We start from the raw sequence: 12,137 nt of genomic DNA on the forward strand, positions 1-12,137 counted from the left end.
CGCTTATTGCAGCGCCCGGAATGCCAATGCCTGCTGAAGGCGGCGTTCCCCGAAGCCAGCCGGACACACATGCCCGGCTGAACTCAACCGCCCGGAGATGGCCGTTTTAGAGATGACTGACGGTCGCAGCGGGCAAACCGACAAAGGACCCAAAGCAATGTCTATCAAAAACAATCAAACCGCGCTCGGATGGTTCAACAACAGCCCGGTGACCTATAACGACAACGGCGATCAGGAACAAACCCAGGACCAGGATCAAGGACAAGGTCAGGGGCAAGCCCAGGGCCAAGGTCAGGGTCAGGCGCAGTCCCAGGAAAGCCTCAACCTTAACGGTAATGGCAACGGCAACCTGAACCTCAATGGCAACGCCAGCCTGAACGGCAACGCCAACGGTAACGCCAATGGCAACTGGAATTACGACTACAACGAGGACGTCGATTCCAACACCAATACGGACAGCAACACCAACAACAACAACACCACGACGACCAACAGCGACACCAATATCAGTCGCACGGCCACCGACAGCTCCCACACCACCGATACGGACGTGGACGTGGATATCGATATCGATATGGAAGGCTACATGCCCAACGATGACGACTTTGCCGACATCGACGTGCAGGGTGGCTCCTCGATTGGTGATGTGCTGATGACCGAAGACGGCGATATGCACTACGACATCGGCGATGACGTGAACCTGGAAAACCTGCTCAACAATGCGCTCAACGGCCCGGGCAATGATGTCGGCACCGTCAACGTCATGAACAACAAGCTCAATGACAACGACTCGCTGCATGATCCGGATGTCACCAATTCCGGCGCCGGCTTCAACCAGAATGGCAGTGCCACCGGTGGCTCGGCAGAGGCTGACGAAGGCATCGCGGCCGAAGGTGGCAGCGGCTCCAGCGGCGGTGACGCCGGTTCCAGCGGCGGTGACGCGCTTGGCGCAGCCTTTGGCGGCTGGTCGCAATCCGACGATGTCGAATCCGGTGATGGCGGCGGCGGCGGCGCAGCATCTGCTCAGGGCGGCGCCAGCGGCGCGGCCGATGCCACCAGCGTGAATGTTGGCGTCGGTGTCGGTGCAGCGGCCAGTGGCGCGGCTGCAGGTGCATCAGCGGTCGAAGGTGGTATTGACCTTGGCCTGCTCGACTTCCTGGAAGGCGGCGATGCGGCTGCGGCGATCGCGGCGGCCAGCTCTGGCGCCATGGCCGGAGGCGGCGGGATCGCTGCGGGCGCACATTCCAGCGCAGCCTCTGGTGCGGCTGGTGCAGCCGGCGCAGCCGGTGGTGCAGGCGGCGCAACCGGCAGCGCGGTTGGTGGCAGCACCACTGCAGGCGCGGCCAATTCCTCGGTGATCGGCGGCGACGCAGCAATGGCCGTCGGTGGCGACGGCGGCAGCGGCGGCAGCGGCGGCATGTGGGGATCGCACAACGGGGATGACGGCTTCGTCACAGGCGAATCCTATGCCTCGGCAGATGCGATCCTGGACACCACGGCGTTCAACCAGTCGATCACCATGGGTGCAAATGTCCTTGGCAATACCGTGGACATGACCACCGTCGGTCACGATCTGAACTCGACCTACACCCTGACCGGCGAAGACGACGGCTGACCCCACAGCCGGGGGTGTCGGACAACGTGCCGACACCCCACCAGAAACCGGCCCGCGCGGCGTATCTATCGCGCGGGCTTGCCCCGAAACTCTTTTTCCGTATCGGTAGCGTCCGCCATGTTTATGGACAAGACGACAGAAGCGATCGCATATTTTATCGGCCTCTTTCAAACGGTTACCGAAAATACACAGTCACGTATTGAATATAGCAGCTTCCGGTTCCAACAAAAGAAACAGATGCTCGACCTGCTGCAGGAACACTCCGCAGCCCGCGATTTCGTCTACGGCCCACAGGGGTACGCCCCGCAGGCTCAGGATGCCACGCCTTACAGCCTTCCGGCACCGACACCCGCGCCACGGGCGCCACAGCCTCTTCCGCAAACCTCTCTGGCACCGCCTGATGTCCACCTGCCGTCAGGCGCCTTGGCGCCTCCGCTGGAGCAGGCCAGTGCTGCCGGGCCGAGCGGCGCCCTGCCGCCAGTCCATGAAGCACCGCCGCCGGGCGCTTCCGTACATGTTACATTGCAGGTGAACACGCTAGTGGATCAAGACAATCTGAACGTATCCGCAGAAACCGCTCAGGGCTTCGTACAGACACAGAGTGAGAGCCTGATGGAGCTACAGGTGGTGGCCGCGCGCTTGCAGGTGCTGGATCCTGAGGCCGTCACCCTCGCTACCAATCAGTTTTCCAGTCAATCTGACGATCTGGCAGAGGAGAACGACCTGCCAAGCCCGGCCGAGGTGGGCGAAACGATCGTCACGCAGATCCTCGTCCGCGCCGATGATGCTGCGGCGCAGACACCGGCCGCTACAGTCCATATCGCCACGGGCACATCCCTGCAGGGTGTGACAGTGAACGGTGAGGCAGAGCCGGAGCTACCCGCCTGGCAGGACGCACTGCCGCAACCCCTGCAACCCGATGCCGAAACAGAAACGGACGAAACACCACAGGCGGCCGACACCCCAACCCAGACCACTGGCGAGAACCTCGCTCTCAACGAAGCGATAATCAGCGGCGGCGGCGTCGATGCGGCCGTCATCGCGGTCGGGGGCGACGTGGCCAGCCTGGATGTGATTTCGCAGGTCAACGTGCTGCGGGATGACGCTGCGCGGCCCGAAGAGGACAACCAGCTGATCAACGCAGCCAGCTTTGACGGGCAGCCGACAGAAACCACCCCGCCCGCAACCGGCGGCGCGGGCAGTCTGCCCGGCCCGGTGACCCTCGCCTGTATCGAGGACGACCTGATCACCTATGACTGGATTCACCAGATCAATATGATCCGGGATGAGGATACGGTCTCCTTCACCACCTCCGGCAGCGAAACCACCCTGTCCACCGGTGAAAACCAAGCCGTCAATTTCAACTTCACCGGCACCTTTGGTCAGGCCTACGACCTGATCCTTGTCGCCGGCGACATGATTTCGCAAAACATAATTTCGCAGACCAATATCCTGCTGGATGAAGATTTCTGGCTGTCCCATCCCGCACCGACCCCGGCTTCTCAACCCGCTGCAGCCAGTCAAAGCTCCGACAACGCGCTGATCAACAGCGCGTCGATCACCCATACCGGAGAAGACCAGATCAGCGCCCTCACCGGGGACTTCCGCGCTCTGCTGGGTGGGTTCGACCCCGAAGCGCCCGACCTGTCACCGGTTCTGACCAGCGGCCTCTGGCCCCCCCAGGAGGTGCTGAGCGTCCTTTATGTCGGCGGCGACCTCATCCAAATGCGCGAGGTCACCCAGATCAATGTCCTCTCCGACAGCGACCTGATCGACATTCCCAACGCCCCGGACGGCCCCGAGCCCCCTGAGGCTCCGAGTGATGCGGCGATGGTCAGCACGGGCGCCAATGCGACCGTAAATCTGGCCACGATCTTCGACAATGGTCTGCCTTCTCATGTGATGTCGGGCGGATCGGTGTTTTCCGACGCGGTCTTGTACCAGGCCCAGCTGATTTCCGGCGATGCGCCGCCCACCGATGTGCGTCTTGCGCCCGGCCCCGAAGCGCCACTGGCAAGCGAAGCGGTTGCCTTTCTGACCGATCTGAATGCCACCGGAAACGCCGCGGATGCGGATCACACAGCCGCGTCAACCGCGGTTCAAGACGATGCGCCCGCACATCTGGATGTCATGCAGACGATGCTGGCCTGAACCAATAGGGACTGAGACCAGGGACGAACACACGGACGAGAAACAGGGACGAACACACGGACGAGAAACAGGGACGAAACACAGGGGGAGTGTCATGAAAATTACCAAATACGATGCACGCTGCGGCACCGAGGAAGAAGAAGCAATCGACAACCAAAAAGATCTGCAGGTCTTGCAGGCAAAGGCCGCAGCCTCACTAAAATCTGGTCGAACCGCAGGCTTCCCGCACACCGTAGCCACGGCTCCGCAACAGGAAGAGCAAACAAGCACTCTGACATTGGTCACCGACGATCAAGACCAGCAAAAGCTGGAACGGTTCGGGCCGGAGCAGCCGGAGGCCAAACCGGATCCCGCGCCCTATTGCCTGGAACGCCACATGCGCCGACCCACCGAGGAACCGACGTCTCCCAATTCGGGCCACGAACCTGCCGCAAGCGATAGCCCTCCCTCTCTCGCAATGCCGCAACCTACCCCGGCAGAGGCCGAGATCACACCTGAGACGATGAAGGCTGCCGACCCGGAAGTCGCGCCCGAAACCACGCCCTCCTCCAAACCCCGGCCAGCCCCCAAGGCCGGGCCGATCTCTCAGGCCTTACAGACTGCCAGAGCGAAACAGAAAGCCCCCGAGGAAGGCCGCATGACCCCACCGGCCCGCGGGCTGGGCGGGACAACGCTGGAGGGGCAGATCAATACCCGTGTGCGCAAGCAGGACGACGCCGCAGAGCCCCCTGCCAATGGCGGCGGCAATGGCGGCAACGGAGGCGGCAATGGCGGCGGTGGCGGGCCTGCACGGTTCCACCGGCGGCTTGGACCACAGAACTACGAAAAGAGCCTGCGCGAAGGCGTCGTGGCGGTCCGGCGTAATATGGGCTTCGTGATGCTGATGACCTGCGCCACCAATGTTCTGGTGCTGGCCATCCCGCTTTATCTGTTTCAGATCTCCGACCGCGTGCTGACCAGCCGCTCGGTGGATACGCTGATCATGCTGACGCTGGTGATTGCCGGCGCGGTGATCCTGCAGTCAGTCTTTGACGCGGTGCGACGCTTCATGCTGATGCGCACCGCGGTCGAGGTGGCCGCCCGCCTTGGCGCGCCGATCCTGAGCGCGGCGGCGCATGCCTCGTTGCATGGATCCGGGCGCGAGTATCAGGCCTTGGGCGATTTGCAGCAGGTGCGAAGTTTCCTCACCTCCGGCACGCTGATGTCCTTTCTCGACGTACCCTTTGCGCCGATCTTTATGGTCGCGATCTTTTTGGTGCACCCGCATCTGGGCTATATCGTTGCGGGAACGGCAATCGTTCTGCTGGTGATCGCAAACGTGAACCAGAAAATGACCGCGCGCCCCTTTGCCGAGGCGAACCTGGCGCAGTCAAAAGCGAATATGCACCTCGATTCCATGACCCGGAACAGCCAGATTATCAACGCGCTGGCGATGATTCCTGAGGCGGTCACCATCTGGGGCCGCGACACTGCGGCTTCGCTGACCTCGCAGGTCCGCGCGCAAGACCGCAACGTGATGTCTGCCACCCTGTCGCGCGGCGTGCGGTTACTGACACAGGTCGGCATGCTGGGATGGGGCGCCTATCTGGCGATTGCCGGGGAGATTACCGGCGGCATGGTGATTGCTGCCTCGATCATTGCCGGCCGGGCGCTGGCCCCGGTCGAAGGCGCCATCGAAGGCTGGAACGCCTTCCTGCTGTCGCGCTCGGCTTATGGCCGGATTTCCAACCTTCTCACCCGCTCTGCCCATCAGTTCGAACGGCTGCGCCTGCCCGACCCGCAAGGTCGGCTGGATGTGGAGCGGCTGCTATATGTCCCGAACGGCACCAAACAGGTGGTTCTGAATGCTGTCGGATTTTCGCTGGAACCCGGCGATACGCTGGCGGTGATCGGCAATTCCGGCGCCGGCAAGACGACACTGGGCAAGATGTTGGTGGGGTCGATCCTGCCAACCTCGGGTAATGTCCGGCTTGACCTGATGGATCTGCGAAACTGGGAGCCGCGCCAGCTGGGCGAGAACATAGGTTACCTGCCACAGGACGTGCAGCTGTTCCCCGGCTCCATCAAACAGAACATCGCCCGGATGCGCGATGATGCCACCGACGAGCAGATCCACCGCGCCGCGGTACTGGCCGACGTGCACAACATGATCGCGTCACTGCCGCAGGGCTATGAAACCATGGTGGCAGCGGATGGATCGCCCCTGTCGGGTGGGCAGAAACAGCGTATCGCCCTAGCCCGGGCCTTCTTTGGCAATCCGCGGCTTCTGGTTCTGGACGAGCCGAATTCGAACCTGGATGTCGCGGGTGATCAGGCGCTGGCGCGCGCCATTCAGCACGCCAAGGAGAACAAGATCACCGTGGTGGTCATCACCCAGAAACCAACGCTGCTGAGCGTTGTCGACAAGATCATGCTGCTGTCGGACGGCAATGTCGCCTTGATGGGGCATCGCAATGAAGTGCTGAAGCAGCTGGCCAATTTCCAGCAAGGCAACGCCCGTGGTCCCGAAGGGGGCACCACGCCCACACAAGGGGGGAACGCGCAATGACACAGACCGTCGATCTCATGGAATGGCACCACGAGGTGCCCCGCTCGATCCGCAAGCATGTGATCTTTGGCATCGCGCTCTTTGCCATCGCCTTTGGCGGATTTGGCACCTGGGCCTTCCGCGCACCACTGGCGGCGGCGGTGATTTCACAGGGCAGCTTCGTCGCCACCGGCCAGAACAAAATCGTCCAGCACCTGGAAGGCGGCATCATCGAAGCAATCCTTGTCTCCGAGGGCGACCGCATCAGCAAGGGCGATCAAATCATCCAGCTGAAACAGACAGCGGCGCAGGCCGACCTGCGCGAAATGGAGTTCCGCAAGGCGCGGCTTGAGGCCGCCGAAGCGCGGGTTCGGGCCGAATATGATGAGGCGGAGGAGGTCACGTTCTCCCCCCGCCTTCTGCAACTGGCCAAAGAGAACCAGCAGGTGGCCCAAATCGTTGAGGATCAGCGGCTATCCTTTGCCTCGGCCCGGCACATGCAGCAAAAGGAGCTGGAGATTCTGGAGAATGGCATCGCCTCGCTTCAAATCCGCAGCAAGGGCTACAAGGCGCAGCTGGCCGCTTATCGCGCGCGGGGCGTGAACCTCGGCGAAGAGCTAAGCGACAAGGAAGCCCTGCTGGAACGCGGCCTGATCCGGCGCCCCGAATTCAACTATGTGCGCCGCGCCATGCTGGAGACAGACGGCCATATCGCACGGATTGAATCAGAGGTTGAAGAAATAGAACGATCCCGGCTTAAGTTTGAGCTGGAGATCGAAAAACTGACAACGGAACGTCGGCGCAAGGCGCTGGATGAGCTGCAGGCGGTGCAGGCCGAGTTGGACACGATCCGCGAAAAGGCCCGCAAGGCCAAGGACGTGCTGTCCCGCTCGACCGTAGTGGCGCCCGTCAACGGCACCATCGTGCGCCTTTACTACCACAGTTCTGGCGGCGTCATCGAAAGCGGCAAACCCATCGCCGAGATCCTGCCCGCCGATGCACCCCTGCTGATCGAAACCCTGGTGCCGCGCACTGATATCGACAGTATCCGCGTCGGACAGGTCGCGGCGGTACGGCTTTCGGCGCTGAACCGGCGCACCACGCCGATGCTGACCGGTCACGTGAGTTACCTGTCGGCGGATTCCATCACCGACACTTCGCAGGGCATCGCCCGCGAGGTCTATGTCGCCCATATCGATCTGTCGTCAGCGGAATATGCGAGGGTGTCGCACTTCGCGCCGGTGCCTGGGATGCCTGCCGACATCATGATCGAAACCGAGGAACGGACCTTCTTTGAATATCTGATCAAACCGGTGAAGGACAGCATGTCACGCGCATTCCGGGAGCAATGATCCCGTGGCTTGGTCGCAGAAAGACACTGTTTTCAATGCCCTGTTAACCGGCGCGCGGTAAATCTTCGGGTGAAAGCAGGACGATAGCATTTATCGCCCTGTCTGCCCCATGAACCAGCGCCCGGACATTCGCATGACGAACAGACGCCTAGAACAAAAGCACGTGACTCCGCAAAGCGAAGACGCCGGCCTGTTCAAGCGCGAGCTGCGCGATGTGCCTGTGGAGCTGATCCCCGTGGTCAACCGCAACAACCGGGGAGATCTGCTGATCAAGGGGATCGTCAGACCCGACGCAGAGATCGAAGTGCTTTTTGCCGGCCGCCGCAAACCTGAGGCAGCAGGCCTGCTGCACCGGATCAAAAAACTGCGGGAACAGGGGTTGCGCACGGCGACAAACGGCCACGAGGCCATGATGCAGATCCGGCGGCTGCGCCTGCCGGTTCAGGTAAGGGGCAACTGGCGTATCCGATTTGAACCGGATGAAGAGGGTTGGGATCTGAAATGCTACCAGCTTTTGGCAGCTCAGTGGGCGTTTACTGACCACAAAGGCTTCAACGTTCTGTGCGGCTTCCCACCTGAAGTGCCTGATGACAGGCTGCAGGACCGGGCTCGCGCTGCGCGGGCACATCTAGCCGCATCCCGGGCGCGTGTGGCGGAACGGCATGCGCAAAGATCGGACCGCATGACCGAGGAAGGCTGAGCCATCCGAGCCCCACACCTGATGGGCGGCGATCAAAAGAACAATGTTGGGCGGCTGACCTCTGACCTCCAGCCGCCCGTCCGGCGCCTTATTGCAGGGGCATTGCAATCGGGCGCAACGGAGCCGCATCCGCACCGCGCAGCTTGAGCGAGCCTGCCACGAAGGCAAACTCGTAAACCTCGGAGGCGGACAACTCTTCCAGATAGGCGAGTTCGATGATCGGAACGCCCACCTGCGACAGAAGGTAGGTATGCACCGGCACGTAATTGCCTTCGACCTCTGACGGGAAGGCCTCAAAGCTCAGATTGTCGGCGCCGACGATCATCGCACCGGATTCTTCGGCAAGGTAGCGCGCCGCTTCCATGCCAAGACCCGGCGGGTTGTGAGAAAACTGGTCAGCCTCTTCGTAGACCTGCATGCGTCCAGTCCGGATCAGGACCACATCACCCTTTTGCAAGGCAACACCCTGCGCCTCCAGCGCGGCCTCCAGATCCGCCTGGGTAACGCGGTAGCCTTCGGGCAGCATCTCCACACCCTTTGCCGCAGCGACATCGATCAGCACGCCACGGGCCACGATGGGGGGGATCGTCTCTGCGCCGGTGACCTTCCAACCGGTATCGCCCAGATGTTCATCCGCACTGAAATGGTTGAAAATCTCACCGTTGAGACCAAAGTGGTTCAGGGCGTCGATATGAGTCCCGGTATGGGTATACATCGACACCGCCGATCCGGTGTAGCTGACGTGTTCGCCGATATCCCGGCCAACGCCCAGCGGGTCATCAATCGCCGCACCGCGCGGGGTATGGGTCATCCAGAACTGGTACCGGGGATCGCCTGCCGCGTGCCAGCCCGGCATGCCGATGAAATACTCGACGGAAAGGTCGAAAACCTGCCCCCCCGCAACACGGGACAGGATCGCTGCCCGAGTGTCTTCGGTCATCAGGTTCAAGGCGCCAAGTTCATCCTTGGGTCCCCAGGGGCTGGTGCCGACGGTGGGGGTGCTGTCACCGGCATAGCCGGGCGCGGCCATGGCAAGGCCAAGCGTGGCCGCCAGTAGAGTTGTGAAGCGCATTGCGGTCTCCTCAGGTGCTTTTCGAATCCGGAAAAGCATCGCCTGGGTGCCTGATGCGAAAAACCGTGCGCTTTGCAATTGAGTGTTGATACCACGTCAGCAATGGTGACCCAGCAGATTGCGTCACATTGCATGCAGCAGAAACAGCGCTCCGCCTCTCCTATTGGTCTGTGGCACCCATTTCACGGGCCCATATGCCATCTGGAAATCCGCGATGCGCTGTCTCGCTCCAAGTTATTCTGAGTGTTCCCCCAGAGCCAGTGCCAGGTTGCACAGAATCTCGAACATGATGGAGACCCCGAGAAAGGCGGTCGCGCCGCTTTGATCGAAGGGCGGCGAGACCTCCACCAGATCGGCACCCACGATGTTTACCCCCTTCAGCAAACGGGCAACCTGCAGCGCCTGGAACGAGTTCGGGCCGCCGACCTCGGGCGTACCGGTACCCGGTGCGAAGGCCGGATCGACGAAATCGATGTCATAGGAGACATAGGTCGGCTGCGAACCTGCGATCTCGCGGGCTTCGGCCATCACATCCTCTGGGCCGCGGGCGTGGAACTCTTCGATCGCGATCACCCGCACGCCGACCGCATCGGCAAAGTCACGGTCTTCGCTGTCGTAGGTGGTACCGCGAATGCCGATCTGCACGACCCGTTTGGGGTCCAGCAGGCCCTCTTCGATGGCGCGGCGGAAGGGCGTGCCATGGGTGTATTGGGTGCCGCCGAAGTAATCCTTGAACAGGTCCGTGTGGCTGTCGAAATGGATCATGCCCAAGGGGGCGCTCTTGCCAAGGGCCCGCAGGATCGGCAGCGAGCACAGATGATCACCCCCGCCGGTCAGCGGGATGACACCGGCGGCCACGACCTGATCGTAGAACTGAGTGATCCGGTCCATGCTGTCATGCAGGTCCGCCGGGTTCGGCCCGACATCGCCCAGATCGGCGCAGTTCACCATCTCGAACGGGCGCACACCGGTAGCGCCGTTCTGCGCCCGGATCATTGTCGACATGTCGCGCAGCTGGCGCGGTCCGTGGCGTGGGCCGGGGCGGTTGGTCGTGCCGCTGTCCCACGGGGTTCCGATCAGGCCGACCTGCACGTCCTTCAGACGCAGATCATCCAGCGACAGATGCGGCAGGCGCATGAAGGTCGGAACACCGGCAAAACGCGGCACATCGAAACCGGAAACCGGGTGGAAGAAAGAGTCAGTCATGGGGGGTATCCTTGATTATAACATGACGCTGCCGCCGTTGACGCCAAAGCATTGCCCGGTGATGAAACCGCTCTGCGGGCTGGCGAGAAAGGCGACCATATCGGCAATTTCGCGCGGCTGGCCAAAGCGGGCCAGCGGCGTGTCGAGATCCTTGGCAATGGCCTCGGGGCTCATGTTCTGGGGGCTGGTCATGTCGGTCTCGATTGAGCCCGGCGCCACAGCATTGACCAGGATCCCCGGCGCCAGTTCGCGCGCCAGCGTCCGGGTCATGGTGATGATGGCGCCTTTTGATGCGGTATAGGCCAGCATGTTTTCGCGCCCCAGCAGGCCAAGATCGCTGGCGATATTGATGATCCGCCCGCTGTCCGTTCGGCCGACAAAAGCACGGGAGACGAGGAAGCTGCCGCGCAGGTTCACCGCAATAACCCGGTCGAAATCCGCGGCCTCGGTTTCGGCCAGTGGGCTTTCGCGCAGGATCCCGGCGTTGTTCACCAGAATGTCAGGCGCGCCAAGGGCCTCGCTCGCGGCGTTGAAAAACCCCTCGACGGCCTGTTCATCGGCGACGTCGGCGCTCATCGCAAAACCGCGCGTGCGTTCGTTGATGGCGGCCAAAGTAGCGTCTGCCTCGGGGTCCTCATAGTGGCAGAACCCGACATCAGCGCCGAGATCGGCAAGCGCGAGGCAGACCGCCCGCCCAATGCCGCGCGCACCACCGGTGACCAGCGCGGTCTGGCCTTGCAGGCTCATGCCATCACCTCGCCCCGGTCGACGTTGATCGCCTGCCCGGTGATATTCGCGCCACCATCGCTGGCAAGGAACATATAGGTCGCAGCCATATCCGCCGGTTCCATCAGCCCGCCGATGGCCTGTGCAGATACGATTTCCTGCAACAATTCCTCTTCGCTTTGGCCGCTGGTTTCAGCCAGTTCCCGCAGGGAGTTCATCGCAGGTCCGGTCTTGACCCACCCCGGACAGACGGCGTTGACACGGATGCCGCGCGGTCCCAGCTCCTGCGCCCAGGTGCGCATCAGGCCCACATTGGCGTGTTTGGAGGCGACATAGGCCGAGAACCCGCCCACGGCGGTCTTGGCCCAGATGGACGCGGTGATGATAATCCGCCCGCCGTCGCTGATCCGGTTCACCAGAGTATCGGTCACATTCTGGGTGCCGGTGATATTGATCCCGACGATTTGTTCAAAGGTGGCGTTGCCCTCAGGGTTCTTGCCGGTCAGCGGCGTCGGGCGCTCCAGCCCGGCATTGTTGATCAGCACGTCCAGTTTCTCGATATGCGCCAGCGCCTGTGTCACCGCTGCGGCATCCGAGATATCGCATTTGATCGCCTGCACCTTGCCAGGCATCTCTTTGGCGGCGTCAAAGATCGCATCGCTCGACGACAGGATCGTGAGGTCGGCCCCTGCCCGTGCAAAGCCCATCGCCACGCCGTAGCCGATGCCGCTGCTGGCGCCTGTGACCAGAACGGATGTGCCGGAGAAATCGAAACTCACGCTCATGCT

The 12,137-nt window shown here is 62.1% G+C and carries 9 protein-coding genes; 5 read left to right on the plus strand and 4 right to left on the minus strand.

All coding sequences use genetic code 11. The features are described 5' to 3' along the window. The first annotated feature begins 157 nt into the window (after positions 1–157). The 5 genes from SM765_RS11275 (at position 158) to SM765_RS11295 (ending at position 8,345) form a co-directional block, all read left to right on the plus strand. Positions 158–1,615 carry a hypothetical protein gene (locus tag SM765_RS11275; RefSeq protein ID WP_274837827.1) on the plus strand — a complete coding sequence of 486 codons (1,458 nt, stop codon included), beginning with the start codon at positions 158–160 and terminating at the stop codon, positions 1,613–1,615. Between the two features lie 237 nt (positions 1,616–1,852). Next, positions 1,853–3,766: a hypothetical protein gene (locus tag SM765_RS11280; protein ID WP_274837828.1), complete on the plus strand. Its 1,914-nt coding sequence runs from the start codon at positions 1,853–1,855 to the stop codon at positions 3,764–3,766. A 94-nt stretch (positions 3,767–3,860) separates the two neighbouring features. After that, the gene (locus SM765_RS11285) at positions 3,861–6,314 is read left to right on the plus strand and encodes a type I secretion system permease/ATPase (RefSeq protein WP_274837829.1); all 2,454 of its coding nucleotides are present in this window, start codon (positions 3,861–3,863) and stop codon (positions 6,312–6,314) included. Beyond that, the gene (locus SM765_RS11290) at positions 6,311–7,645 is read left to right on the plus strand and encodes an HlyD family type I secretion periplasmic adaptor subunit (RefSeq protein ID WP_065272813.1); all 1,335 of its coding nucleotides are present in this window, start codon (positions 6,311–6,313) and stop codon (positions 7,643–7,645) included. Before SM765_RS11285 ends, SM765_RS11290 begins: the two co-directional genes overlap by 4 nt. Before the next feature lie 133 nt (positions 7,646–7,778). Further along, positions 7,779–8,345, plus strand: coding sequence for a hypothetical protein (locus SM765_RS11295; protein WP_274837830.1), 567 nt, complete (start codon positions 7,779–7,781; stop codon positions 8,343–8,345). Positions 8,346–8,433: 88 nt separating this feature from the next. Here SM765_RS11295 and SM765_RS11300 read toward each other — a convergent pair whose 3' ends face one another. The 4 genes from SM765_RS11300 to SM765_RS11315 all read right to left on the minus strand — a co-directional run bounded on the left by SM765_RS11300 (position 8,434) and on the right by SM765_RS11315 (position 12,134). Then, positions 8,434–9,417, minus strand: coding sequence for a cyclase family protein (locus SM765_RS11300; protein ID WP_274835120.1), 984 nt, complete (start codon positions 9,415–9,417; stop codon positions 8,434–8,436). Positions 9,418–9,651: 234 nt separating this feature from the next. Then, complete coding sequence (speB, locus tag SM765_RS11305; RefSeq protein WP_274835121.1) at positions 9,652–10,623, minus strand: agmatinase; 972 nt, start codon at positions 10,621–10,623, stop codon at positions 9,652–9,654. A 15-nt stretch (positions 10,624–10,638) separates the two neighbouring features. Then, a complete protein-coding gene (locus SM765_RS11310) occupies positions 10,639–11,370 on the minus strand; it encodes an SDR family NAD(P)-dependent oxidoreductase (protein ID WP_274835122.1) in 732 nt (243 codons plus the stop codon). Continuing rightward, entirely contained in the window at positions 11,367–12,134 is a 768-nt protein-coding gene (locus SM765_RS11315) for an SDR family NAD(P)-dependent oxidoreductase (RefSeq protein WP_274837831.1), read from the minus strand. The genes SM765_RS11310 and SM765_RS11315 overlap by 4 nt, the downstream gene beginning before the upstream one ends. Between the last annotated feature and the right edge of the window lie 3 nt (positions 12,135–12,137).

It is taken from the genome of Pseudophaeobacter sp. 1A09344 (genome assembly GCF_041008745.1).
Taxonomy (GTDB): Bacteria; Pseudomonadota; Alphaproteobacteria; order Rhodobacterales; family Rhodobacteraceae; genus Phycobacter; species Phycobacter gallaeciensis_A.